A 26,679-nucleotide genomic window follows, 5' to 3' on the forward strand; every position below is an offset into this window, starting at 1 on the left:
TTTGTTTTAAATAATATCTAAAATATGCTCAGGGGGCCTACCTACAACAGCTTTTTTACCGTTAATAATAATTGGGCGCTCGATCAATTTGGGATACTGAACCATAGCCTCAATAATTTGATTGTCCGAAAGTTCCTTTCCTTTAAAATCGGATTTCCATATTGCCTCGTTTTTTCTAACAAGTTCAATAGGCTTTATACCCAACAGGGCTATAATATCCTTTAATTCAGCTTTAGAGGGAACATCTTCAAGGTATTTCACTATTTCAAATTTCTTCCCTGATTTTTCTAAAATTTCCAGACCATTTCGTGATTTACTGCAACGATTATTGTGGTAGATTTTTATCATGATAATTGAATTTTATAGTTTTCTAGTTCTGAAATGAGTTGTGCAGGGTTTTTAAAATGAATGCCCTTAATACCGAGTGCATTGGCAGCTTTAATATTGAGGATATTGTCATCAATAAAAATCGTTTTTTCAGGAACTAGGTTAAATCTTTGTATTGCGATTTGATAAATTTCCTTGAAGGGTTTCCGTGTTTTTTCTTCTCCAGAGACTACGATACCCTCAAACCAACTTAAAAACTCATATCGTTTTTTGGCAATTGGGAACGTTTCACTGCTCCAATTGGTCAGTGCAACAACTTTATAATCTTTATTGTCAGCCAATGATTTAAGAATAGAAACACATCCTACAATCGGACCACCTAGCATCTTTTCCCATTCACCATAGTACATTCTAATATACTTTTCGTGCTCCGGAAACTTTTCAACAAGGTCTTTAGTAGCTTTTTCCAACGGATAACCAGCATCTTGGTTCTCGTTCCAAGCCATGGTACAGATATTTTCCAAAAACCATTGCATTTTTTCCCTATCGCCTTTAAAAGCGTTAAGGAAAACATATTCAGGATTCCAATCAATCAAAACCCCTCCCAAATCAAAAATTATGGTATCTATTTTTGTCATAATTGGGAAGTATCTTCCTCTTTTTGCCCCATCATCATTAAATAGGCTTTTAAAAAGGCATCGATGTTGCCGTCCATAACAGCATCTACATTGCCAGTTTCGTGATTGGTTCTCACGTCTTTTACCAATTTATAAGGGTGCATCACATAGTTTCGGATTTGGCTTCCCCATTCAATCTTCATTTTACTGGCTTCAATATCATCCCTTTGAGACAGCTGTTTTTGAAGTTCAATTTCATACAATTGGGATTTCAACATTTGCATGGCCCTTGTCCTGTTGTCGTGTTGTGATCGTGTTTCGGAGCAGGAAATTTGAATGCCTGTTGGTTTGTGGGTCAACTGCACTTTGGTTTCAACTTTGTTGACGTTTTGCCCTCCGGCACCACTTGAACGTGCCGTGGTAATTTCAATATCGGCAGGATTGATATCAATTTCGATGGTATCATCCACTAAAGGGTAAACGTACACCGAAGCAAAACTGGTATGGCGTTTGGCATTGCTATCAAAAGGGGAGATGCGTACCAAACGGTGAACTCCATTTTCGCCTTTTAACCAACCGAAGGCAAAATCGCCTTCAATCTCCAAAGTTACAGTTTTTATACCTGCTACATCGCCTTCTTGAAAGTTGAGTTCCTTCACTTTAAAGCTGTTCTTTTCGGCATACATCAAATACATACGCATCAGCATACTGGCCCAGTCGCAACTTTCGGTACCACCGGCACCGGCCGTAATTTGGAGTACTGCACTTAAGCTATCGCCTTCTTCTGAAAGCATGTTTCGGAATTCTATATCCTCCAAAAGATTGGAAGCTTTGCTATAACGATTTTCAACGTCCTCTTGGGTAGATTCACCTTCTTTGAAGAACTCATAAATGACTTCAAGATCTTCGATTAAAGTTTTGACATCTTTATAATCCTGAACCCATTTTTTCTTTACCCTTAGGGATTTCATTACAACTTCCGCTGATTTTGGGTCGTTCCAGAAATTAGGGTCAAAGGTTTGTTCTTCTTCGTTTTGTATTTCTATCAGTTTGGCATCTATGTCAAAGATAGTGCCTTAGTTTGTCAAGGCGGGTATTAAGATTTTTTATTTGATCGGATGTTATCATGGATAAGATTTTTTGTCAAATTTAAAATTAAAATCCATCTGCCACAACAAAAAAAAGCTTGGGTTTAACACCCAAGCTTTTTCAATTTAAGTTTACGTTATTCTACCCGGCATCAGGGGTGCTGCCTCCGGTGCAAACACCACCAAAGTGGATAATCACATATATATCACCAGAAAGTCCAGTTCCAATGGAATATTGTCCAGGAGCCAAAGTAACTTTCCCTTTTTTATTAGTTGGATACTTATTTGTGCCAGCATAAAAATGTTCTTCGGTCAAGCTAGCTCCATCTGCCAGATTGTAATCAATACTAACGGTTCCATTTTCGTAAGTAGCCGTTGCTGTTCCGACAAAAGCTCCTTTTGAAACATCACATTGACCAGCACCAGCATAGATGTCAAAAGTCTTAACTGTTGCCCCTCCTACGGTTTCCTCCATTTTTATAGTCCATCCCCATCGGTTAGCATTTAGGGTTGGGTCGTCGGTAAAGCATGTGTATTCGTCGTCACTATTTCCGATTGCATATGCAGTTTCGCCACATCCACCGCCAGAAGGAGGAGGGCACTTTATACGGAAGTTAAAGTCGATTGGCCACACGCGTGCTCCTGTATTGTCGGTTAGCCAACCCCATCCTGCGAGCCCATATGCGCCGATATTTGAATCAAAATTAGCTCCACCAGGTCCTACATGGACTCCAAAATTAGGTGTGCTATCATCATTAGGGTCAGGGCGTTGCTCAACGCTATATGTGCCTGTGATATCATTATTTTGGTAGTCTACACAGTTTCCTTCGGCTATAATAGTACTTTTTTCACTGTCGATAATATAAAAGTACATCTCCTCAGAATTTGAGGCGTTACCGGCCGTACCTTCTTTTTTGTGACCACCACCGTCGGCAGACCACTCGGCCCATGATTTTTTGTCTTTAAGCCAAACATCAATGGTTACCTTACAGCCATTATTATTCATAGAAGTTCCGCTGATATGGGCAGTGCCATCATGACATTCCGTAAAAGTTAAGCCATCTCCATAAGAGGCAAAATAAGTTGAAGGTACGTTCCAATCGTTGGTGTTATCCAAGGACCACCAAAAATTGCCTGCAGGTTCAATAGCTCCCCAGGGGTCTCTATCAGCGTCAATTACGATACATGCCTTGCAGTCTGAATCGTCAGGAGTTTCGGCTTTTTCAGTCTTCGCTTTCTTTTTTTTGCTCAAAAGTTCACTTGAGGATGAAAGTTCCTCATGAACTTCTAGGTTTTCTTTATTACATGAAAGGATCATGAGGGTAACACAAAGAAAGCATAATAGTTTTGTTTTCATAATCTAAGATAGGTTTATTGTTAATAATAGTATTTAAGAGTAAATATTGTAATATTATTTCTTAGCGCAAAAGTTATCTGATGATTAGTAGATTAAGTCGATAAGCAGCTATGAATCAAATATGAAACAGTCATTTTATTCGTTCTAGAGTTCTGTTTTTCCGATTAAATTTTCAGTAAACGAAAAACTTTAGCTTTACAGTGAAATTTTTTGGAAATAGACACCTACTAATATAATTTAGGTGTAATTTTGATTTAGCAAATCATCCGTTTTAAATAATAAGGTGCCCAAATCCCAACTTAGAGTTAAATTATTCAAGCTATGAAACTAAGTGTTTTAATTCCATTGTACAACGCAGAAAAGTACATAGGGAACTGCCTAGACACCTTGATTCATCAGGACATTGATACTGATGACTATGAGATTATTGTTTTAGATGATGGTTCTTCAGACAAAGGCGCCGATGTTGTTCGGTCACTTTCCAGAAATTCGCCTAATATTGTGTTGCACCACCAAGAAAATGCTGGTTTTACTATTACTCGAAACAGGTTATTGAAACTTGCCAAGGGCGAATACATTTATAAAATAGATAGTGACGACTACGTTACCCATAACTCTTTGGGGGTGCTTTTAAAAATCGCTAAAGAAAGTGACCTTGACGTTTTGGGCTTTGAATCTTTTGACACCGAGAGAATGGATATTTACAATCCGAGGTGGGAAAAGAAAATTCCTGAGATAGAAATTTGCTCTGGTCCCAAGTATTGGGCCAGAGCTAACAATCCAAGGTTGGGAGTGAATTGGTATCTGTTGAAACGCAGTTTTATTGATAAGCACAATATTACTTTTGAAATGGGAAGCAATCCTTTTTCGGATACGCCATTTACCCTCAGAGTGTTTACGGCCGCTAAAAGATTTGCATTTGTACCAATGGACGTGCACCGTTATTTACAAGTGCCAACTTCAGTTATGCACAATAGCAGTTCTAGTCATTTGAGAAAGATGGTTGAGTACCACAAGGGCTTAGTGCATAAGTTACAAAACATGTCTTCAGAATTGTCAATGAAGAATGACCCCATTTATAATGGAATCATTGATAGCATGAAGTTTTGGAGTGATATTAATGTGTACTTCATGCTAAAAAAATATCTGAGTTTGAATGTTCCAATTGCTCGAATTGACAGTACTTTAAAAGACTTGAAATCTATAAAAGCCTATCCAATGACATCTTTTAAGGGAGATAAGTGCTTTTCAAAAAGTCATAGACTGGTGACTTTCATTTTCAATAATAAGTATTTGTACTTCCTCGCTTTGTATCCACTTCGATTTGTCTTGAACCTTAACTTAATTAGGTTTCAAGATTAATGCGTTTTGGCTCTTTTAGTTTAATGGCATAACGCACATATTTACATATCATTTTAGCGCCATTTAGGATTATCGAATCGTTATATTTTCTTATTTCTTGTATGTTTAGAGCGTTTATGTATTACTTTATTTTTTTACTCTTATTTTTGTAGCTAGAAAAAAAAAGTCTATGAAACTTAGTATACTGATCCCTATGTATAATTCTGAAGAGCATATAGGGAATTGTTTGGATAGCTTGCTTACGCAAAATCTTCCCAAGGAAGACTATGAAATTATTATCATAGACGACGAGTCTTCGGACAAAAGCGCAGAAATAGTTCGGGATTACGCAAATGAACATAATAATATATCGCTGGTGCCTCAAAAAAATGCCGGAACCTTTACTACAAGGAATAGGCTTTTGAAATTAGCCAAAGGCGACTATATTTATAACCTTGATGCCGATGATTACATTGTCCACCATTGTTTGGGCGATCTTCTGGCTTTAGCCGAAAATAATGATCTGGATATTATAGGGTTCAAATCTAATGATACCGTGGAACTAGATGAATTCGAGCTGAAGGAGATGATTGACCCTAAAAGTTCAACCGTTACTACTGGTACAGAATTTTTGGAAGCCAATCCTGACTATACATTTGCGATTTGGTGGTACTTTGTTAAGCGGGATCTTTTGGAGGAAAAAGGTATTACTTTTAACAACAATCAGTACAGTGCAGATGTCATGTTTACCACAACTTTGTTTTTGGGAGCAAAAAAAGTGATGGTATTGCCAAATGAGATTCATCGCTACGTATTGACGCCAGACTCTTTGATGAGAAGCGATGATTATGAAATCATCTCGAAAAGGGTAAATAACTTTCACGCAGCGGCTTTGAGCATGAACGATTTGATCAAAGACCTTAACAAACAGTCTTCAGAAAAGAATGAAGGTGTGATAAGGAATTTAAAATTAAGAAGGGATGTACTCAGCTTTTTCAATATTATAGACATGATCGCCAAGCATTTCCCGAAAAAGGATATAAAGGCAAAGATAGAGGCCTTAAAAAAAGAGGATGCTCACCCATTGTCGCATTTTTTGGGAGAAACCTATAATTCTTTAAAATTTAGAGTGCTTATTTTTTTGATTAATAATGAAAAGGTTCTCTATACTATTTTATCGGTAAAAAGTATATTCTTCAGGAGTAGATAAGAAGAATATTAATCTCCTATGTCCAAAAAACAGTTTAATTAAATTCAAAAACCGTTAATAAAAAAAGGCTGCACGTTAAAGTACAGCCTTTCATTATTTTGATTTATTATTTTAGTAACCGTATTTACAATACTTGTAATAGTAGTAGCAAACCCAGTGTCTGTAACATTTCGTATCAGGTTTCTCATACTCACACAATTTGCCTCCTTCCGTACTTGCTCCACCTTTTACTTTGAAAACACCTTTTTCATATCCAGGACCAATTTTTAGGTAACAATCGGTTCTAATTTTGGTATAATAGCACCCATCAATATAGATGTAAATATACTTTCCAAAACTACCATCGTGATTAGCTCCCTTTACAACAAACGTTTCATAAGGTTCTAAGGTTTGGTCAAAGATTTTGATGCCGTAGCAAGTATCCTCTTTTTTCTGGAAAATCTTTACACGCTTTGAATTGCACCAATCAAACTTAAGTCTCAATTTGCTAACATCCCCTGTACACTCTTTACATTCGTTAACAGGCTCACATTCCAGTCTGAAGTTGAAATCAATTAACCATAAGCGCTCGCAAGTCACTTTATCGATTAACCATCCCCATCCGGCCAATCCATGTGCACCAACATTTGAGTCATAGTTTGCACCACCTGGACCAATATGAACACCGTAGTTTGGCGTATTGTCATCGTTAGGGTCAGGTCTTTGTTCTACACCAAATGTACCTTCTTGCACACAATCGCCACCTTCTGCTTTAATCGTACTTCTTTTATGGTCAATAACATAAAAATGCATATCTTCAGAATTTGATGCGTTACCGGCAGTACCTTCTTTTTTGTGGCCACCTCCATCGGCAGACCAATCAGCCCAAGATTTTTTATCCTTAAGCCATACGTTAACAGTAACTAAACATGTACCATAAATTGTAGTGCCTATGATATTAGCAGTACCGTTGTCGTATTCCAAAAACTTCAAGCTATGGCTATCGGTAGTAGAAAAATAGGTGGATGGGTCAAAGTAGTCAGAACCATCGGCTGTCTTGGACCACCAAAAGTTCGCCGTTGGCTCCTGAGCACCCCAAGGATCCCTGTCGGCATCAATCACCTTACATTCTTTTATCAAGGTGCCTGATGTACCCATAGTTGAGTTGCTGGACATCCCAATGCTAAAAGTAGTGCCCATAGTATTGCTGGGTTGGGCCATTTCACTTTCATCATTGATAACCAAAGTGGCATCCACTTCACTTTCCGGTACTAAGATTTCCTCCTCTAAAGCCGCCTCGATTTCAGCTAAAGATTGTTCTTGTTCTTGTTCTTCTACGCTTTCACTTTTACACGCGAAGACTAAAAAAGTTACACATAGTAACAATAATAGATTTTTTTTCATAATTTAAGTTTGTGTTTGATTAGATTAATAGTAAACCATCTCAAAATTATGAAATCAACAATTCGTCCTACTAATTTTTTGTTAAAACCAATATATTTTCGATTAATAGATAAACGTCAACTTTTTCAGGTTCAATAGATTAAATGCCGTTTTGTCGGACAAATTGTGTCTTTCCGTAGGCAGAGGAAGGTGGTTTTTGGACAAGGTTCAACGTAAGAATTCTTAACAATAAGATTGCGTAAAAACAGTAAATATTTGTGTTTCAAGTATTTGTATTCGTTTACACTTTCCTTAAAAGGTTTTACAAAATGAATAATTGGCTTAGTTTGAATCTGACACCATTTTCATTAAAAACCAATAAAATGTCATGGGTTTGACCCATCCATAGGATAGCAGGAAAACCAAAACGGTTCAATCAAACGAATAGCAGGGCTTGTCGGTATGCTCATTAATTTTTTCGGGAACGTTTATTGTACTATATTCCAATAATTTTTCAGTTACCAATTCGGCAAAATAATTATTTGTGAAAATCGAAAGTTAACAGAGGGAAATATTCAGTTTTAAAAAGGCAATGATTTTTTTCATAGATAAGCAAGTTTGTACGTCTTAATAACTGATAATTTTAAGTCAAAATATAAAGAATTGCAAAACAAATGGTTATAGACTTAAGAAGCGATACGGTTACAAAACCATCCAAAGCCATGCTTGAAGCAATGTGGCAAGCCAGGGTAGGCGATGATGTTTTTAGGGAAGACCCTACAGTGAACCTTTTGGAAGAAAGAATTGCAAAAATGTTCGGAAAAGACAAAGCACTGTTTTTTCCTAGTGGCACTATGGCCAACCAAACTGCCATTAAACTGCATACCAATCCAGGTGATCAAATAGTATGTGATAAATATGCGCATATCTATAATTATGAATCAGGGGGCGCTTCCTTTAATAGTGGCGTGTCCTGTAAGTTAATCGATGGAGAAAAGGGAAGGTTCACCGCTCAACAGGTTGAAGAAGCTATAAACCCTGACGCATATTATTACAGTAAAACGAGCTTAGTAGAGATTGAAAACACAACAAATAAAGGAGGGGGAGCATGCTGGGATTTCCATGAAATTTTAAAGATCAGGAAGGTTTGTGATAACCATCAACTAGGATTGCATTTGGATGGCGCACGTTTGTGGAATGCCCTCATTGCAAAAAATGAAACAACGGAACCGTATGGCAAAGTATTCGATACTATTTCCCTGTGCTTTAGTAAGGGTCTTGGGTGCCCCGTCGGTTCTATTTTAGTTGGTGATGAGGCAATAATGAGAGATGCCATTAGAATTCGAAAGATATTTGGAGGAAATATGAGGCAGACAGGTTATTTGGCTGGAGCGGCTCTTTATGCTTTAGACCATAATTTTGAACGATTGGCGGAAGACCATCAAAAAGCCAAAGAAATTGGGGAAGTTCTGTCAAAACGATCAGCAGTAAAATCTGTTTACCCAGTTGAAACCAATATTGTCATTTTTGAACTAAATGCTGATGTGGAAGACAAAAGATTTGTTGAAAAACTAAAAGAAAAGAATATCTTAATTATCGAAATGGGAGAGAGAAAGCTAAGAATGGTTACGCATTTGGACTATACTGGCCCCATGCATAAAAAGCTCCTAAACGAGCTAAAAAATTTGTGAGCAAAGCATTTATTTAAATAAATCCATTCCAGGAATATTGGGCATACCTTCCTTAGCTACGGCCGCCAATTCAGTTTCATTCACTTTTGTCGCTTTTTCAATCGCTTTGTTCAAGGTCAAAATTAGATAGTCCTCCAACTGCTCTTTGTCTTCAAGTAATTCATCATCAATCTCGATAGATTTTATACTTCTGTTAGCCGTTAAAGTCACTTTCAATTTTCCGTCGTTACTGCTTTCATCCACCAAAACGGTATCCAAGCGTTTCTTTGCTTCCTCAACTCTTTTTTGGGTTTCCTTTAGTTTGCCCATCATATTCATCATATCTCCAAACATGCGTAAATTCGTTTTATGTTTCGCTATGCAAAACTATTAAAATTAGGAACAACTATCACCAATAAAACACTAAAGTGAAAAAATGGCTCGTTATTTTAATCTTAACCACTATTTTAGCCCATTGTTGCAAAGAAAAAACTGAAATGGCAGAAACAGCTACAAAAATCAAGCCTCCAAAGGCAAAGAAAATACCTAAGGAATCAAGTATTCACGGGGATATTCGAATTGATAATTATTATTGGCTAAACGATAGAGAAAACCAAGAGGTTATCGATTATTTAAAGGCCGAGAACGCCTACACAAAATCCAAAATGCTTCATACCGAGGATTTTCAAAAGCAATTGTTCGAGGAAATGAAGGGGAGGATAAAGGAAAATGACAGCTCGGTGCCTTATAAGCTTAACGGTTATTGGTACCAAACGCGTTTTGAGGAGAACAAAGGTTATCCTATTTATGCAAGAAAAAAAGAAACTTTAGAAGCTCCCGAAGACATCCTCTTCGATTGCAATGAAATGGCAAAGGAATTTGCATTTTTCAAGCTTGGGGGCATTTCAATCAGCAATGATAACAGTTTAGCAGCATATTCAACTGATACTTTAAGCAGAAGACAATATCGTATTCAAATTAAGAATCTTAAAAATGGATTGATGCTTCCGGATATCATTGAGAACACAACAGGAAGTATTGCTTGGGCCAATGACAACAAAACTTTTTTTTATGCGAAGAAGGATGAAGAGACCTTAAGGTCTTTCAAAATTTTTAGGCATGTTTTAGGTACGGACACAAAGGACGATGTGGAGGTATATTATGAAAAGGACGAAACTTTCAACACATTTGTTTACAAATCCAAATCCAAAAAGTATATAATAATCGGTTCCTCCAGTACCCTGAGTACGGAATATAGAATTTTGGATGCCGATACCCCAAATGGGGAATTCAAAATATTTCAGGAGCGGACAAAGGATTTGGAGTATTCCATTGCCCATTACAAGGATAGTTTTTACATCATTACAAATGCGGATGGCGCCACCAATTTCAAGGTTTGTAAAGTCTCCGAACATGCCACACATAAATCCAATTGGGAAGATTTGATATCCCATCGAGAAGCGGTTTTAGTGGAGGACATAGAGATTTTCAAGGATTATTTGGTAGTGGATGAGCGTGAAAATGGATTGAATAATATCAGGATTATGAGTTGGGATGGCAAAGAGGACTATTATTTGCCCTTTGAAAGCGAAACATATAATGCGTACATTGGCAACAATCCTGATTTTGACAGCGGTAAGTTGCGCTATAGTTATAATTCATTAACTACCCCAAGCTCGGTTGTTGATTACGATTTTAAAACCCGAAAGAGTGTTGTAAAAAAGGAGCAGGAAGTACTCGGAGGAAAGTTTAATAAGGAGAATTACGAATCCAAACGCATTTGGGCTACGGCAAGAGATGGAGTAAAAGTCCCAATTTCGTTGGTTTATCGAAAGGGCATTAAATTGAACGGAAAGAATCCATTGTTGCAGTACGCATATGGCTCCTATGGGCATACTATCGACCCATCTTTTTCCAGTATTCGCCTAAGTCTTTTGGACAGAGGTTTCGTTTATGCTATTGCTCATGTTCGCGGCGGCGAATATTTAGGGAGACACTGGTATGAAACGGGTAAATTACTGACCAAGAAAAACAGCTTTACAGATTTTATAGATTGTTCAAAGCATATGATATCAGAAGGCTACACTTCAAAAAAGCAACTGTATGCCTATGGAGGTTCAGCTGGGGGCATGCTTATGGGAGCAATTATCAACATTAACGCGGAATTGTATAACGGGGTAATTTCCGCGGTCCCATTTGTAGATGTTGTAACTACAATGTTGGACGATAGCATCCCATTGACAACAGGGGAGTACGACGAATGGGGAAACCCCAACGAGCCAGAGTATTATGAATACATGAAGTCCTATTCCCCATATGATAATGTGGAAGCAAAAGGATATCCCAATATGCTTGTAACCACTGGCTTGCACGACTCGCAGGTTCAGTATTGGGAACCAGCCAAGTGGGTGGCTAAACTCCGGGAGTTGAAGACCGATTCCAACCTTCTATTGTTGCACACGGATATGGACTCAGGGCATGGGGGCGCATCAGGAAGATTTGAGAGTTTAAAGGAGGTAGCGCGTGAATATGCCTTTTTATTAGATTTAGAAAAAAGATAATGCCTTCTAAAAAAAATTACGTACTTTTGCCAAGTTTTAAGGGACTTATTTTTTGACTAAATTTAAGACGCTTATAAATTACATTTATGAAACATCGAAGAAAGGTTTTTGAAAATGTATTAGATTTGGTAGGCAATACCCCGCTTATTAAGCTTAATAGAATAACTTCAAAACTAAAAGGGAATTTCTACGCCAAGGTAGAATCCTATAATCCTGGTCAATCTTCCAAAGACAGGATAGCACTCTATATCATTGAACAGGCCGAGAAGCAAGGCATTTTAAAACCTGGCGACACCATTATTGAAACTACATCTGGTAATACGGGTTTTAGCTTGGCTATGGTAAGTATCATAAAAGGCTATGAATGTATTTTGGCGGTAAGCTCTAAATCCTCGGCAGATAAGATTGATATGTTAAAAACCATGGGGGCTAAGGTATATGTTTGCCCAGCCCATGTTAGTGCTGACGACCCTCGTTCTTACTATGAAGTTGCAAAACGACTACATCAGGAAATTAAGGGTTCGGTCTACATTAACCAATATTTCAATCAATTGAATATTGATGCGCATTACCATTCGACAGGCCCCGAAATTTGGGAGCAAACGGAAGGAAAGTTAACTCATTTGGTAGCTTGTAGTGGTACTGGTGGAACGATTTCGGGTACTGCAAAATATTTGAAAGAAAAGAACCCAGATATAAAAGTTATTGGAGTTGACGCTTTTGGTTCCGTGATTAAGAAGTACCACGAAACTAGAGAGTTTGATGAAAAGGAAATTTACCCGTATCGTATTGAAGGATTAGGTAAAAACCTTATTCCTTCAGCAACGGATTTTGATTTGATAGATGAATTCGTAAAAGTTAATGATGAAGACAGTGCGCACACCGCGCGTGAAATTGCAAGAACCGAAGGCATGTTTGTTGGCTATACTTCTGGTGCAGTAACACAGGCTATCAAGCAATTAGGGGAGGAGAAAAGGTTTAAAAAAGACGATTACATAGTTGTTATCTTCCCGGATCACGGTTCCCGATACATGAGTAAAGTATATTGTGATAAATGGATGAGTGATCAAGGCTTTTTCGATAGTATTAATGAAGAATCTTCGCAAAAGATACAATACATAAAATAAGAATATTGAATGCGTTCTTGGAAGCGGTTTTTTGTAAAACATACAAAAAACCGCTTCTTTTTTTATTTTGTCAATAATTGAATCGCAAATATTATGGTGAAATCAGATAAATATTTAATTTTGCACCAACTAACTAAGAATTAAATTCCATACCTAAAATCAATGGTCTCATTTCGTTTGGAGTACAAATTGGTGACACTGGAGACCCTTTTTGGTTTTTTTTTGGGTATTCATTAATTGGATTAGATGAAAGATTTATTTGATAAGATTTACAAGGATAAAGGGCCATTGGGCAAATGGGCCTCTCAAGCCGAAGGTTATTTTGTGTTTCCAAAACTAGAAGGAGAGATTTCAAATAGAATGAAATTTCAGGGGAAAGAAGTCATAACATGGAGTATTAATGACTATTTGGGGCTTGCCAACCACCCCGAGGTAAGAAAGGTTGATGCGGCAGCCGCTGCACAATACGGTTCGGCTTACCCAATGGGTGCCCGTATGATGTCGGGTCATACAGATTTACACGAAAAACTTCAGGATGAACTTGCTGCCTTTGTGAATAAGGAAGCCGCTTATCTTTTAAATTTTGGATATCAGGGTATGGTTTCCACCATTGATGCTTTGGTAGCCAAGGATGATATTATCGTTTATGATGTCGATGCACACGCTTGTATTATTGACGGCGTACGTTTGCATATGGGAAAACGCTTCACCTATAAGCACAACGATGTGGATAGCCTGGAGAAAAACTTGGAACGTGCCACCAAACTAGCAGAACAAACAGGAGGAGGTATTTTGGTGATTTCTGAAGGTGTGTTTGGCATGAGAGGAGAGCAAGGCCGTTTAAAGGAAATCGTTGAGCTTAAGAAAAAATTTAAGTTTAGGTTTTTTGTAGATGATGCCCACGGATTTGGTACTTTAGGTAAAACTGGTGCTGGAGCAGGTGAGGAGCAAGGTGTACAGGATGGTATTGATGTGTATTTTGCGACTTTCGCAAAATCAATGGCAAGTACTGGCGCATTTATTGCTGGTGACCAAGAAATTATCGACTACCTTAAATACAACTTGCGCTCTCAGATGTTTGCCAAATCATTGCAAATGCAATTAGTTGTTGGGGCGTTAAAACGTTTAGAGATGTTAAAAACCATGCCGGAGTTAAAGCAAAACTTATGGAGAATTGTGGACGCATTGCAGTCTGGTTTAAAGGAAAGAGGTTTTGATATTGGTACAACGCAAAGTTGCGTAACCCCTGTTTATTTGAAGGGAAGTATTCCTGAAGCTATGGCTTTGGTGAAGGATTTACGTGAAAATTATGGTATATTCTGTTCTATCGTGGTGTATCCGGTGATTCCTAAAGGACTGATTCTTTTGAGAATGATTCCAACAGCTACTCACACTTTGGAAGATGTTAAGGAAACCTTGGATGCATTTGATGCCATAAGGGATAGACTTAGAAATGGAACATATAAGCGTCTATCAGCTGCTGTGATGGCGGCTATGGGAGACTAGCCTATAAAAAAGAGACATTTAAAGAGTCCGGTTTGTAATAAATCGGACTTTTTTATTTCAATTCTTTTCTATAGGTTTTTCTTTTTCTGAAAACCTCTGGGTTAAAGTGTTTCCATATTTGACGTATGGCAATATTGTCAGCTAATTCTGGAGTCCTGTAGCAGGTCTTTACCCCTTTTGCGGTTAATGTGTTATAATACTCGTTGAAAATAAGGGCATGCACCCCCTTGTTTTGGTAGTCTGGATGAATGCCAATCAAATAAAAAATTGCCTCCTTACTGTTTTTCCTTGCCTTTAATATGTGTATAAGTCCAAATGGGAAAAGCTTGCCTTTGGCTTTTTGTAACGCTTTAGCAAAGGACGGCATTACAACAGCAAATGCGATAGGCTTATCGTCTTTGTCCATAATAAACTTAATGTACTCAGGGTTTACAAAACTTATGAATTTCTTTTTAAAATAATCTTTTTGAATATCCGTAACTTCAACAAATGAAGATAAACCAGCGTAGGTTTCATTAAAAAGGTCGAACATTCCATCCACATAAGGCATTACCTCTTTGGTTTTGGTAAAATTCAAAGGTTTTAATTGATAGCGTTTTTTTATCAATTCGTTCGCCTTTAAAAATGTTTCTGGTTTTACATTCGAAAACTCAAATCTACTTTCTACATAAGCTTTTTCGATGTGGTATCCAGCGGCTTCATAATGTTTAATATAGTAGGGGTGATTGTACCAGGTTACCATTGGGCTCAAAGCCTCGTACCCTTCATCAATTACGCCTACTTTGTCAAGATTTGAAAACCCTAAAGGTCCTTCAGTAAACTCTAAATCATGAGCTTTTCCAATGCTTTCAACCTTGTCAAATAAAGCTTGAGACACTTCCAAATCATCTATAAAATCAAACCAGCCAAAGCGCATTCGCCTTTCATTTTGTTTTTTTACCTCCAGCCAATTAACGATGGCGGCCACGCGACCAACAATTTCGTTATTGCGATAGGCCAAAAACAACTGGGCATTGGCGTCCAAGAATACCGGATTCTCATCCTTATCAAAAGTTTTCATTTCTTGACTGATAATGGGCGGAGTCCAATACTTGGAGTCCTTATAGAGTTTAAATGGAAACTTTACAAATGCCTTTAGATCCTTTTTGGTGGTTACTTCTTTAATCGAAATCATTGAATACTTTTCAATTGGTTAGTCGAAATCTTCGTCTTCACGTTCTTGTTTTCGTTCTTTTTCCTTGGGCGGAGTGTCTTCTTTTTTGCGTTTTTTCTTTACTTTTTTTGGTTTGCCTCCGTTTCGTCTTGATTGACGTTTCGCTTCTTCCTCAGCGCTATTGCCGTTATCTATTTCTTTGTCTTTATGAAAATCAAATCGATATGAAGCTCCGAAGGTTACATTCAATACGGACGGCGTATCTTTTGTGTTAAATGTCAACGCCGTATCCAGTTGAAAATTCTTGTCCCATAAATAAGCTCCACCGACCCTAAAAAGGTTATCTGCATAAAAATCGCTTTGAATTCCTTGGGTTTCACCAAAAATAACCCATTGCGGACTAAAGGAGTGGGTTAGGGTCAATATGTAAGTGAAATCAGATTGGTCCGTTCCAATACGGTCTTTGCTTAAATTCATCACAAAAACCCAACCTCCGTTAAAATTGTTCTGTGTGGCAATCATTACTTTCGGGCTAAATCCTTCAATTCCCGGAGCTGTATAAGAATTAGGGCTATAGTCATAATGAGCACCCGCATAAATAGCAACTGCTGGTATTAGGGATTTCCAGCGAAAACTATGATTAGCCTTCCAGCTGTATAGATTAGGTTTGTTGGCTTCTTCATTTTTATAAGGGTCAAAAATCAAATATTTAGCACCGACTGTCAAATATTTAAAGTTGGAACGCTTGGTTTCGGAGGCAGAAGAAGAAAAAACTGTACGAGTATCATTCTGATAATTCCCTTCAATGTTAACCTCCAATTGTTCAAAAAACAATCCATAACGTGCCGAAAAATCAACGCCCAAACCGGAAACCTCTGTTTTTGGAAGCGGTGTGCGTTTCTCTTTCACATAGTAAGGGCCGACCTCAAACTGAAGCACATTTGTTCCCACGGAAAAAGCACTTCGGGACATTCCTGGTCTGTTGGAGTTAATCACTTCAGTATATTGCGCAAAAAGACTGTGGCCACTTAGGAATACGATAAGAGTAAGTAGGGGTTTAAGGATTTTCATGATCTGGATTTAGGGTGTGATAACTTCAATGGATAGTTTTTAGAGTGTTTCGTTGTTACCAAATATAGATATTTTATCTATTTTTTATGTTTTTAGAACGTTTTTTCAATGTTGAGAATTGTATTTTTGTGCCAAACAATCAGTTATGCTACAACAAGCGTCTTTGCCTGGATTGATCAAAATCATTCTTATCATAATGCTGGTATATTATGGTGTGAAGATATTGTCTCGATTATTTGCGCCATTCCTAGTGAAATATGTAGCCAAAAAAGCAGAGCAGCAATTTGGTGGTCAGTTTCAAAATCAGCACCGGGAGGCTCCAAAGAAGGAAGGCGAAGTATCCATAGATAAAATGCCCAAACAAAAAGCGTCAAATAAAGACGTGGGCGATTATGTGGATTACGAAGAAATTGACTAATTTCAGCCCTGAGTGTTTAAACCTTTTGCATGCAATCTTTATTTAAAAAAATCCTGCCCCACATACTTGTAGTGCTGGCCTTTATTGCTGTTTCCTTAGCTTATTTTTATCCCGTTCTACAGGGTAAGCAGATTTACCAAAGCGATATTGTGCAGTATATTGGCATGTCCAAACAGCAAAAGGATTTTAAGGCTGAGACAGGGGAGGAGACCTACTGGACCAATAGTGCTTTTGGTGGGATGCCCACCTATCAATTAGGGGCTAGGTATCCACACAATTATATCAAAAAACTGGATTCTGCCTTACGATTTTTACCAAGGCCTTCGGATTATTTGTTTTTATACTTGTTGAGTTTTTACGTACTACTTTTGGTTTTGAGGGTCGATTTTAAGTTGGCGGGGCTGGGAGCGTTGGCTTTTGGGTTTTCTACATATTTGATTATAATCTTAGGTGTTGGGCACAACAGCAAGGCCCATGCCATTGCCTATATGCCTTTGGTGCTCAGTGGGATTTTGCTCGTTTTTCAAAAGCGTTATATTGGCGGTTTTCTGCTCACAGCTATTGCCATGGGCTTAGAGTTGGTGGCCAATCATTTTCAAATGACCTATTATTTGTTGCTTTTGGTTATCGTACTGGGCATTGCGTATTTGATAGATGCCTATCGGAAAAAGCTGTTGCCTCATTATTTCAAATCGATTGGGATAATGGTTTTGGCAGTTGTATTGGCCATTGGTATGAATGCCACCAATGTAATGGCTACCCAGGAATACGTTAAGGAAAGCACCCGCGGGAAAAGCGAATTAACCATTAATCCTGACGGTTCGCCAAAAGAGGTGACTGCAGGGCTGGATAAGGATTATATCACTCAATTTAGCTATGGCTTTGCCGAGACCTTTAATCTGTTTATCCCGAGGTTTATGGGAGGGGGAAATGCCGAAAACGTGGGAAAGGATTCCAATACTTATGAAGCATTTAGAAAACTAGGAGCCTCTTCAAGCCAAGCTTTGGAGCAGGCTGAAAATGCGCCCATGTATTGGGGGGATCAGCCCATTGTAGAAGCCCCGGCATATATTGGTGCTGTGGTGCTGTTTCTTTTTGTGTTTGCCCTGTTTTTAGTAAAGGGGCGTTTAAAGTGGTGGTTGTTGGGAGGCATTATTTTGTCATTATTGCTTTCCTATGGAAAAAATTTAAGTTTTCTCACCAACTTTTTTATCGATCATGTGCCGCTTTACAACAAGTTCCGGGCAGTCACTTCCATTCAAGTGATTTTGGAATTGTGCATTCCCGTGCTTGCTGTTTTCGGGGTTGTAAGATTGTTTAATGAATTCAATAAAGATGAAGAAAAACTGAAGGCGCTAAAATTAGCCACAGGAATTACGGGAGGTTTAGCTCTCATTTTCTTATTGTTCGGTTCATCTTTATTCGATTTTGTAGGCCTAAGGGACGGACAATATATTCAGGCCTATGGCCAGGATTTTATAAGAGCTATTAAGGATGATAGAAAATCGATATTTAAAGCCGACACGATTCGCACGTTGATTTTGGTACTGCTTTCTGCAGCCATTATTTTCGGTTATTTAAAAGGCAAAATAAAAGAACAATGGGTCATTGGCGGATTGATGCTTTTAATTCTTTTTGATTTGGTGGGCGTTGGAAGACGTTATGTTAATGAAGATGATTTTGTGGCATCCATCAAAATGAGCAAACCGTTTTCTGCAAATGAAGTAGATCAACAAATTCTGCAAGATAAAAGCCATTTTAGGGTTTTTGATTTAGTTTCAGGACCATCAAAACCGTCTTATTTTCATAATTCATTAAACGGCTATAATGCCGCCGAATTAAAGCGATATCGGGAGGTCTTTGATTGGTACATTTCTCAAAATAATATTAATGTGATGAATATGCTAAATACCAAGTATATCATTGCGCAAGATGAAAAGGGTGGCTTGTTTTCTTTTAAAAATGAGGAGGCTAATGGCAATGCTTGGTTTGTGAAAAAGTTGCAAAAGGTTGATTCTGCAAATGAAGAAATTAAACTTTTGGATAGTTTGGATAATAAAACTATCGCTGTTTTTCAAAAGGAGAGATTTGGTTCGGAAAATTTGAAATCGAATTATACAGTGGATTCAATGGCTAAGATCCAACTTAAGAAAGTACTACCAAATTATCTAAAATACGAAGCCAAGAATTCAAATAATGGCTTCGCGGTGTTTTCAGAAATTTATTATCCCCATGGCTGGAAGGCGACTATTGATGGTAAAGAAGCGAATTTCATTCGCGTCAACTATATTTTAAGAGGTATGGCAATTCCCGCCGGAACGCATACAATCACATTCAAGTTTGACCCGGATGTGGTTAAAACGGGCAGTTCTATTTCCTTAGCCAGTTCGGTTGTATTGGGGCTACTGCTTTTGGCTGGATTATTTTACGAGTTTAAGCAAAGAAAGAGTGCGTAAAAAAGTGCTCATAATCACGTACTATTGGCCACCTGCCGGAGGGCCCGGGGTGCAACGTTGGCTAAAATTTGTTAAGTATTTACCTGATTTTAAGGCGGAGCCAATTGTTTTTGTTCCAGAGAATCCAAATTATCCAATTATTGATAAAAGCCTTGAAACCGAAGTCGCTTCAGATTTGAAGGTTATTAAATTTCCTATCAGTGAGCCCTATAAATTCGCCAGTTGGTTTTCAAAAGAAAAGTCAAGTACCATCAGTAAGGGCATCATCAGTGAAAACAAAAGGCAATCAATGGTTGAAAAACTGATGCTTTTCGTTCGTGGCAATTTTTTTATCCCAGATGCCCGGGTAGGCTGGGTCAAGCCTTCAACTAAATTTTTGCTAAAATACATCCTTGAAAACAACATTAAAACTGTTATTACTACAGGGCCACCGCATAGTGTGCATTTAATTGGGTTGCATTTGAGAAGGAAACTTGGCATAAAATGGCTGGCCGATTTTAGGGACCCGTGGACTACTATTGGTTACCACAAACAACTCAAATTGACCAAAGCCTCACAAAAGAAACATAAAAACCTTGAGAAACAGGTGCTTTCAAACGCCGATCAAATCATTGTTACAAGTACGGTCACCAAAAAGGAATTTCAGGGAATTACAGGGCAACCTATCGAAGTCATTACTAATGGCTACGACGACGAAGTTTCAGAAAAGGTTGAAATGGATTCAAAATTCACGCTCTCTCATATTGGCTCATTGTTATCCAAGCGAAATCCGGATATTTTATGGGGAATACTTTCTAAATTGATTGCGGATATCGACGGTTTTAAAGATGACTTTCAGCTGAATCTGGTTGGCTTTGTGAGTGAAAATGTGCTACAATCTTTAAATAATTATAATTTATCTAATTATGTAAATAAGGTAGGTTATGTGTCACATAAAGAATCTGTTACATATCAAAAAAAATCACAACTATTGTTGTTGATAGAAATAGATTCAGAGGACACCAAATGTATCATTCCGGGAAAACTGTTTGAGTATATGGTCTCTAATCGTCCAATTGTAGCCGTTGGCCCAAAAGGGTCGGACGTGGAGCGTATTTTGAAAGAAACCAACACCGGCAACTATTTTAATTATACCGAAAGCGATTCTTTAAAAAAAACTATCTTAGAGCATTATAAAGCCTATAAAAACAACACTTTAAAATCCCACCCCATAGGTTTGCAAAAGTATCACAGGAAAGCGCTAACACAATCATTATCTCAATTGCTGTAATGGGAATTGTAGCTTCACAATCGTTTAAAAATTTGGTTTCCACCTATATCGGTTTTGGTGTAGGAGCTATAAACACGCTCTTTTTGTACACTAATTTTATGAGTGATGCCTATTTTGGTATGGTAAGTTTTATGCTTTCGGCAGCTTTTGTGATGATGCCTTTGATGGCGTTTGGGGTGCACAATACCCTTGTGAAGTTTTACAGCGGGTTTAAAACCCGCTTGTCATTGCACAGCTTTCTTAATCTGATGCTATTGTTGCCTCTCTTATTTATCATTCCGATAAGTATTGCAGGGTATTTGGGTTATGAAACTATTGGGAGTTACCTGTCCACAAAGAATGCTATGATTAAGGATTATGTGTGGCATATTATCATAATAGCCATTGGACTGGCGTATTTTGAAGTGTTTTTTGCCTGGGTGAAAGTGCATTTGAGGACAGTATTTGGGAACTTTATGAAAGAAATATTTCATCGGGTGGGGGCGATGACTTTGTTGTTTGCATTGTATTTTGAAATTATTGATGTGGATCAGTTTATGGACTGTTTGGTGGTCGTTTACATCATAAGAATGCTATTGATGATGCTGTATGCATTTAGTGTAAAACTGCCCGTATTGGTGTTAAGAAGAATCGCCGGCCTCGGTAGTATTTTAAAGTATTCTCTTCTAATCATCATAGCCGGTTCTATAGCTAGTACAATATTGGATATTGATAAAGTGATGCTGGGAAAATACATCCCCATTGAGAATGTGGCGTATTACAATGTGGCCATTTTTATTGCGGCCGTTATCGCTGTACCACAACGGGCGATGCACCAGATTTTGTTGCCATTAAGCGCTAAATTTCTGAACGAGAAAGACATGGAAGCCCTTTCGGATTTGTACAAAAAAAGCTCATTGAATTTATTCATTGTCGCAGGATTTATTTTTCTCTTGATTGTGCTTAATATCAATCAAATGTACTGTCTTATCGATAAGGAATATAGTATAGGACTTTATGTGGTTTTGTTGATTAGTGTTTCCAAGCTGTACGATGCTGTTCTTGGGAGTAATAATGCCATTTTGTTTAATAGTGATTATTACAGGATGGTATTGTTGATAGGAGTGCTATTGGTAATTGCTATGGTTGTTTTGAATATGATTTTAATCCCAATTTATGGGTTGAACGGGGCTGCTCTTGCGACCTGCATTGCCATTTTGTTATACAACACCATTAAGGTAGTTTTTGTGCATAAGGTATTTAAGATGATACCGTTTTCAGGAAACACATTTAAGGTTGGCGTTTTGATAGCTATTATCGCTTTTGGGGGCTATTTTTGGGATTTCTCTTTCCATCCCATTTTAAACATTTTTCTAAAATCAATATTAATTACGGGAGTATATGGGGGAGTGGTTTATATGATGAATCTTTCCGAAGATATTAATTCAATGCTTAATAAATTCATCAAAAAGACATAAAAAAGAAACCCCACGATGTTGCTTTGAGGCAAACTTATCGCGGGGCTTCCAACTAACCAACCAAAAATTATAATCTTCGCCTTGATGAAGAATTTATGCTTTTGCTTCTGGAGTTGCTTCTGTTTTGTGCAACTCTAGTGCTTGTTTGTCTGGACCTTGAGGTTACCTGTCTGTTAACCCTGGGTTTGTTTTGAGAAGACCTGCTTACGGTCTGTCTACTAGAGCTTCTGTTTCCATTATATATACGAGAATTGTTTGTGGTTGGTTTTTTTACCGTTTTACTATTTCTCGTAATCTGAGTACTTCGAGTTCTATTTTGAACCTGCCTACTATTAGTGTTGGCATTTACCCTAGTGCGCTGATTGCTATTATTAACTCTAGTTTTAGTCTGAACTCTTTGGTTCGACATGGTTTCGCGCCTAACATTATTCGAATTTGCTCTTGTTTTGGGCTGAGTATTTCTAACATTATTATTTCGAGTACTTTCTCTTCTAATTACTTCCCTATTACCATTTGAGCTACGAGTTGTGGCAACCCTATTATTTCTCCTTACATCTGAATTTCTTTTGAAATTATTGTTATTGCGCAATTGACCTCTATCATTTGAAGATAATCTTCTGGATGATTTAAAATTGTTAACAGCCGTTCTGTTTCTTGAGCTTCTGTAGGCCGTTGCGTAATTTCTGTTTCTGTTTACGGCAAATCCTCTTCGTGTTGCCACAGCCGTTCTGGGTCTATAATTGTTGTAAAACGGTCTTGTATAAACATAGCGTACAGGGTTGTAAAAACGTCTGTAAGGCCTGTTGAAAACCACACAAAAATCAATTGGTGGTATCACATAGAAACGGTGCCATGGTCTGAGAATATAATTTCTGTTAAATACATTTATAAAACCGGTACAGTGCGAAAAACGATTAAACCTATTATAGTGCACATACAGCCCCCCAACACGTGATACATAACCAAAATTGTTGTAATAGATGTTTACGTTTCCAGCCTGGGCGATACGACCAAAATGGTCGTAAAAAATTGGAATATTTTCTATTTGAATAATGGCTCCAAACTCGTCGTACTGGACATAAGCATTATAATCAAAGCCTGAGTTAAAGCTGATATTGACGTTTGGTGAACCAAACGAAGCGCCAAATCTTGGATTGTTCCTTAAAATATTAAAATCGAATTGCCCATCGGGGAATACCGAAAACTCGATACCGCCTTCAACAAATATGAAAGAGTCTCCATAACCTCTGTAATAATTTGCCGTAAGGCTTGTTTCGGTAACATCCGGGGTAGCATTGACGGTGAATCCGCTAAGGATTAAACCTGCTAAAATAAATACTAACTTTTTCATCTGTTTAAATTTTATTGTTTCACAAACGTCAGATGTAATTCGCCATTAAACTTTTTTATTCTTTTCAACAAAAGTTAGCATGGCTCATTTCATAATTGTTCATTTTAAATCGTTGACGATTGATATAAAACAAACAGCGTGCCAAAAAAGGATATCAAAGCAAGTCAGGGGATGAATTGAAAAATTAGAATATTGGGTTTTTGCACGTAGGCCAATGATTCTGACGCGGGTTCAAAAGGAAATTTATTGATGATTAAGCTTGCTTAACATTAGGGTTTAAGCCTAAAGAATGCCCGTAGAAAAGAGATGTTGCTTGTGGACTAAAACATGTGGTTTTTTATTGCTTTATTCGTACATTTATCTCATGTAAAAATGACTCCAAAAACTGTATAACGTTTAATTTTTATCAGTAGCGTCGGATTTTGGTAGTTTCAGAATTGGTTCATAATTAAACTAACCCTTAATTTCTTATGGCACCAGCTAGAATGATAAAGTTTGTGGGTAGTGCGCTATTAATAACATTTGTTTAGTAGCATGAAAAGCAGATAAGTTTTTAATTGGCTAAAAATCATTAAAAAGTACTATATGGCTTCATTTCATTTCGCATTCAAAGTAAAAGACATTGATTCAACCCGGAGGTTTTACATTGGTGTATTGGGTTGCGAAGAAGGAAGGTCGACAACATCATGGATCGATTTTAATTTTTTCGACAATCAATTATCCGCACATGTAAGCGACAACTTCCCCTCCTTGGACTATTGTGGCCACGTTGATGGGGTTAATGTTCCTATTCCTCACTTCGGCTGTTTGCTTTCCATTGAGCAATTTATAGAAATACAGAAGAAACTGGAAGACGCTAAAGTTGAATTCGTAATTAGGCCACAACAAAGGTATCAGGGTAAAACAGGTGAACAGTTAACCATGTTCGTGTTTGATTATAGTGGCAACCCACTTGAATTTAAGGCATTCACTAATACAAATGAAATTTACAAATAATGAAAGCTTTTATTGAAAAAGAGTTCGGTTTTACTGTTGACAAGATAAAGCATCTAAACGGTTATGATAATGAGAATCACAAGGTTTTATGTAAATCTAGTAACTACGTTTTTAAGACTTATGCATTTTCGGACAGCCTTCACGATATCGTAAAAGCAGAAAATGAGGCGCTTGTATTTTTGGAAGAGAAAATGGATAAAGGTACACCTAGTATCGTTCCATTTAGGGATAATATGCACACCAAGGTCCTTGAAGTGGACAACGAAAAGAGGATTTGCAGAATGCTGTCCTTTTTAGAAGGCGAATTTATGGGAGATGTAGAACATACACCAAAGTTGTTTGAATCCTTCGGTTCTTTTTTGGCAAAAATGGATAAACATCTTGCGAATTTTAAAAGTCATACTATTCAAGCAAGGCAATGGGAATGGGATTTACAATATTTTGACTTAAATAAAAAGTTTATCGGTGATATATCCAATCCAAGAGATAGAAGCGTAATTATCTACTTCTTTGAACAATTTGAAGAAGTCGTCAGGCCGCTCATGCCCGATTTAAGAAAGCAAATCATACACAATGATGCTAACGAATGGAATGTATTGGTTCAGGGAGACGAAGTAGCGGGAATAATTGATTTTGGAGATCTTGCACATTCGTTTCTTATCAATGAACTAACTATTGCAATAACATATGCATGCTACGATAAGGAAGAGCCTTTAAAATGGGCGACAATTATATTGCAATCTTATAATGCTATTCTTCCATTGAGGCAAGAGGAGGTTAAAGTGCTTTACTACTTAATAGCAGCACGTTTATGTACGAGCCTCTGCAATTCCGCCCATGCAAAAAAGACCAACCCCGAAAACACTTATGCATCAGTAAGTGAAAAACACGCTTTAAAAATGCTACATAAGTGGTTGGCTATAAATCCAGTTCATGCCGAAAATGAGTTTAGAAAAGCAATTGGCTTGCCCGGGCTTAAGCCTGTTTCAGTACAACAGTTAATTGAAAGAAGATTACAGCACGCTAGTAAAAACTTATCCTTAAGCTACGATCAGCCTATACATATGGTGCGTTCTGCATTTCAGTACATGTACGATGCTTCCGGAAATACATTTCTGGATGCTTACAACAATATTCCACATGTGGGCCATTCCCACCCAAAAGTGGTGAAAGCTGGGCAAAAACAAATGGCTAGGCTGAATACAAACACACGTTATTTATATGATGAATTAAGTAACTATGCCGAGAAGCTTCTTAGCTATTTTCCAAAGTCCTTGAATAAAGTATTCTTTGTCAACTCCGGGAGTGCGGCAAGTGATTTGGCAATGCGTATGGCTCACCATCATACCAAGGCAAAACACATTATGGTAATGGAATCAGGTTACCATGGGAACACGCAAACGTCAATGGATATAAGTGATTATAAATTCAACAATCCTAAAGGGGAAGGGCAAAAAGCCCATGTTATAAAGACGCCCTTGCCGAATGTTTATAAAGGAAAATATGCTGAAGAACAAGATGCTGGGGTGTTTTACGGGAAAGATGCTGTGCGGCAAATACAGAATTGTGCTGTGCCTATTGCTGCCTTTATTAGCGAGCCAATTGTAGGTTGCGCAGGACAGGTGCCTCTTGCAGATGGTTATTTAAAACAAGTGTACCGTGCCATAAGAGCCCAAAACGGGGTGTGTATTAGTGATGAAGTTCAAACTGGTTTTGGACGGCTTGGTGAACACTTTTGGGGTTTTGAAGCGCAAGATGTGATTCCTGATATGGTTGTTTTGGGAAAGCCCATTGCCAACGGACACCCAATGGGTGCTGTAGTATGCACTGATGAAATAGCGTCGTCATTTGAACAAGGTGTGGAGTTTTTTAGTTCGTTTGGTGGTAATCCCGTATCGTGTGCAATTGCATCTGCAGTTTTAGATGTTATAGAGGAAGAAAACCTTCAAGAAAATGCCAGGGAAGTGGGCAATTACTACCAGGGTCTTTTAAAGAAGCTTTCTAAAAAGTATGGATGCATAGGTGATGTTAGGGGAGGAGGGTTATTTATAGGTGTTGAAATTGTAAAAGATGGAACAAAAGACCCTGACACTAAATTGGCGCAATACATTAAAAACGAAATGAAAAATAGTTACATTTTAGTTAGTACGGATGGGCCTTTTGATAATGTTATAAAAACAAAACCTCCTTTGTGTTTTACTAAAATAAATGTAGAAACGGTTATAAATATATTTGATGAAGTATTGAAAACGTACTACAAAAAGTTCAAATAGCCTTAAATCCGGTTTAGTCAAATCGTTACAATAAATCACAAAAAAACTTAAAGCTACTAACACAGCTT

General features: G+C 37.7%; 21 protein-coding genes. 12 read left to right on the forward strand and 9 right to left on the reverse strand.

Translation table 11 applies throughout. The features are described from left to right. Positions 1 to 6: 6 nt before the first annotated feature. From arsC to ACFSR8_RS06830, 4 genes are all read right to left on the reverse strand, one after another. Entirely contained in the window at positions 7 to 348 is a 342-nt protein-coding gene (gene arsC / locus ACFSR8_RS06815; RefSeq protein WP_380290366.1) for an arsenate reductase (glutaredoxin), read from the reverse strand. Next, positions 345 to 965 carry an HAD family hydrolase gene (locus tag ACFSR8_RS06820; RefSeq protein WP_380290368.1) on the reverse strand — a complete coding sequence of 207 codons (621 nt, stop codon included), beginning with the start codon at positions 963 to 965 and terminating at the stop codon, positions 345 to 347. The genes arsC and ACFSR8_RS06820 overlap by 4 nt, the downstream gene beginning before the upstream one ends. Further along, a protein-coding gene (gene prfB, locus ACFSR8_RS06825) for a peptide chain release factor 2 (protein WP_380290370.1) occupies positions 962 to 2,072 on the reverse strand; the annotation gives its coding sequence in 2 pieces (ribosomal slippage) (positions 962 to 2,008 and positions 2,010 to 2,072; 1,110 coding nt in all). Before prfB ends, ACFSR8_RS06820 begins: the two co-directional genes overlap by 4 nt. A gap of 102 nt (positions 2,073 to 2,174) precedes the next feature. Continuing rightward, positions 2,175 to 3,389: a hypothetical protein gene (locus ACFSR8_RS06830; protein WP_380290372.1), complete on the reverse strand. Its 1,215-nt coding sequence runs from the start codon at positions 3,387 to 3,389 to the stop codon at positions 2,175 to 2,177. 321 nt (positions 3,390 to 3,710) lie between these two features. Between ACFSR8_RS06830 and ACFSR8_RS06835 the strand changes: the two genes are divergently transcribed. Then, positions 3,711 to 4,751, forward strand: a complete 1,041-nt coding sequence (locus ACFSR8_RS06835; protein ID WP_380290374.1) for a glycosyltransferase — start codon at positions 3,711 to 3,713, stop codon at positions 4,749 to 4,751. A gap of 169 nt (positions 4,752 to 4,920) precedes the next feature. Beyond that, on the forward strand, positions 4,921 to 5,940 hold the full coding sequence (locus ACFSR8_RS06840) for a glycosyltransferase (protein WP_380290376.1): 1,020 nt from the start codon (positions 4,921 to 4,923) through the stop codon (positions 5,938 to 5,940). A gap of 111 nt (positions 5,941 to 6,051) precedes the next feature. Here the strand turns inward: ACFSR8_RS06840 and ACFSR8_RS06845 are convergent, their stop codons facing one another. Next, the gene (locus tag ACFSR8_RS06845) at positions 6,052 to 7,323 is read right to left on the reverse strand and encodes a hypothetical protein (RefSeq protein ID WP_380290377.1); all 1,272 of its coding nucleotides are present in this window, start codon (positions 7,321 to 7,323) and stop codon (positions 6,052 to 6,054) included. Positions 7,324 to 7,976: 653 nt separating this feature from the next. Here ACFSR8_RS06845 and ACFSR8_RS06850 point away from each other — a divergent pair. After that, a complete protein-coding gene (locus ACFSR8_RS06850; protein WP_380290379.1) occupies positions 7,977 to 8,993 on the forward strand; it encodes a threonine aldolase family protein in 1,017 nt (338 codons plus the stop codon). A 9-nt stretch (positions 8,994 to 9,002) separates the two neighbouring features. Here ACFSR8_RS06850 and ACFSR8_RS06855 read toward each other — a convergent pair whose 3' ends face one another. Beyond that, a complete protein-coding gene (locus tag ACFSR8_RS06855; protein ID WP_380290381.1) occupies positions 9,003 to 9,326 on the reverse strand; it encodes a YbaB/EbfC family nucleoid-associated protein in 324 nt (107 codons plus the stop codon). Between the two features lie 143 nt (positions 9,327 to 9,469). On the opposite strand from ACFSR8_RS06855, the gene ACFSR8_RS06860 reads away from it, so the two are divergent. From ACFSR8_RS06860 to ACFSR8_RS06870, 3 genes are all read left to right on the forward strand, one after another. Then, positions 9,470 to 11,533 (forward strand): S9 family peptidase, encoded by a 2,064-nt coding sequence (locus tag ACFSR8_RS06860; protein ID WP_380290383.1) that lies wholly within the window; start codon positions 9,470 to 9,472, stop codon positions 11,531 to 11,533. Between the two features lie 86 nt (positions 11,534 to 11,619). Further along, the gene (locus ACFSR8_RS06865; protein WP_380290385.1) at positions 11,620 to 12,660 is read left to right on the forward strand and encodes a PLP-dependent cysteine synthase family protein; all 1,041 of its coding nucleotides are present in this window, start codon (positions 11,620 to 11,622) and stop codon (positions 12,658 to 12,660) included. 246 nt (positions 12,661 to 12,906) lie between these two features. Beyond that, on the forward strand, positions 12,907 to 14,166 hold the full coding sequence (locus tag ACFSR8_RS06870; protein ID WP_380290387.1) for an aminotransferase class I/II-fold pyridoxal phosphate-dependent enzyme: 1,260 nt from the start codon (positions 12,907 to 12,909) through the stop codon (positions 14,164 to 14,166). Between the two features lie 52 nt (positions 14,167 to 14,218). Here ACFSR8_RS06870 and ACFSR8_RS06875 read toward each other — a convergent pair whose 3' ends face one another. Then, on the reverse strand, positions 14,219 to 15,340 hold the full coding sequence (locus ACFSR8_RS06875; RefSeq protein ID WP_380290389.1) for a GTP cyclohydrolase: 1,122 nt from the start codon (positions 15,338 to 15,340) through the stop codon (positions 14,219 to 14,221). A gap of 18 nt (positions 15,341 to 15,358) precedes the next feature. After that, complete coding sequence (locus ACFSR8_RS06880; RefSeq protein ID WP_380290391.1) at positions 15,359 to 16,390, reverse strand: transporter; 1,032 nt, start codon at positions 16,388 to 16,390, stop codon at positions 15,359 to 15,361. A gap of 145 nt (positions 16,391 to 16,535) precedes the next feature. Between ACFSR8_RS06880 and ACFSR8_RS06885 the strand changes: the two genes are divergently transcribed. The 4 genes from ACFSR8_RS06885 to ACFSR8_RS06900 are packed head-to-tail and all read left to right on the forward strand — an operon-like array spanning position 16,536 to position 21,991. Next, positions 16,536 to 16,808 (forward strand): DUF4834 family protein, encoded by a 273-nt coding sequence (locus ACFSR8_RS06885; RefSeq protein ID WP_380290393.1) that lies wholly within the window; start codon positions 16,536 to 16,538, stop codon positions 16,806 to 16,808. A gap of 29 nt (positions 16,809 to 16,837) precedes the next feature. Continuing rightward, positions 16,838 to 19,264 (forward strand): YfhO family protein, encoded by a 2,427-nt coding sequence (locus tag ACFSR8_RS06890; protein ID WP_380290395.1) that lies wholly within the window; start codon positions 16,838 to 16,840, stop codon positions 19,262 to 19,264. Continuing rightward, positions 19,257 to 20,534, forward strand: coding sequence for a glycosyltransferase family 4 protein (locus ACFSR8_RS06895; RefSeq protein WP_380290397.1), 1,278 nt, complete (start codon positions 19,257 to 19,259; stop codon positions 20,532 to 20,534). The genes ACFSR8_RS06890 and ACFSR8_RS06895 overlap by 8 nt, the downstream gene beginning before the upstream one ends. Then, positions 20,534 to 21,991, forward strand: a complete 1,458-nt coding sequence (locus tag ACFSR8_RS06900; RefSeq protein ID WP_380290399.1) for a polysaccharide biosynthesis C-terminal domain-containing protein — start codon at positions 20,534 to 20,536, stop codon at positions 21,989 to 21,991. The genes ACFSR8_RS06895 and ACFSR8_RS06900 overlap by 1 nt, the downstream gene beginning before the upstream one ends. Positions 21,992 to 22,058: 67 nt before the next feature. Here the strand turns inward: ACFSR8_RS06900 and ACFSR8_RS06905 are convergent, their stop codons facing one another. Continuing rightward, the gene (locus tag ACFSR8_RS06905) at positions 22,059 to 23,342 is read right to left on the reverse strand and encodes a hypothetical protein (RefSeq protein ID WP_380290401.1); all 1,284 of its coding nucleotides are present in this window, start codon (positions 23,340 to 23,342) and stop codon (positions 22,059 to 22,061) included. A 585-nt stretch (positions 23,343 to 23,927) separates the two neighbouring features. Here ACFSR8_RS06905 and ACFSR8_RS06910 point away from each other — a divergent pair. After that, positions 23,928 to 24,338 carry a VOC family protein gene (locus ACFSR8_RS06910; RefSeq protein ID WP_380290403.1) on the forward strand — a complete coding sequence of 137 codons (411 nt, stop codon included), beginning with the start codon at positions 23,928 to 23,930 and terminating at the stop codon, positions 24,336 to 24,338. After that, positions 24,338 to 26,611, forward strand: a complete 2,274-nt coding sequence (locus ACFSR8_RS06915; protein ID WP_380290405.1) for an aminotransferase class III-fold pyridoxal phosphate-dependent enzyme — start codon at positions 24,338 to 24,340, stop codon at positions 26,609 to 26,611. Before ACFSR8_RS06910 ends, ACFSR8_RS06915 begins: the two co-directional genes overlap by 1 nt. The last annotated feature ends 68 nt before the right edge of the window (positions 26,612 to 26,679 follow it).

This window comes from Hyunsoonleella rubra (genome assembly GCF_042684665.1).
In the GTDB taxonomy this organism is placed as follows: Bacteria; Bacteroidota; Bacteroidia; order Flavobacteriales; family Flavobacteriaceae; genus Jejuia; species Jejuia rubra.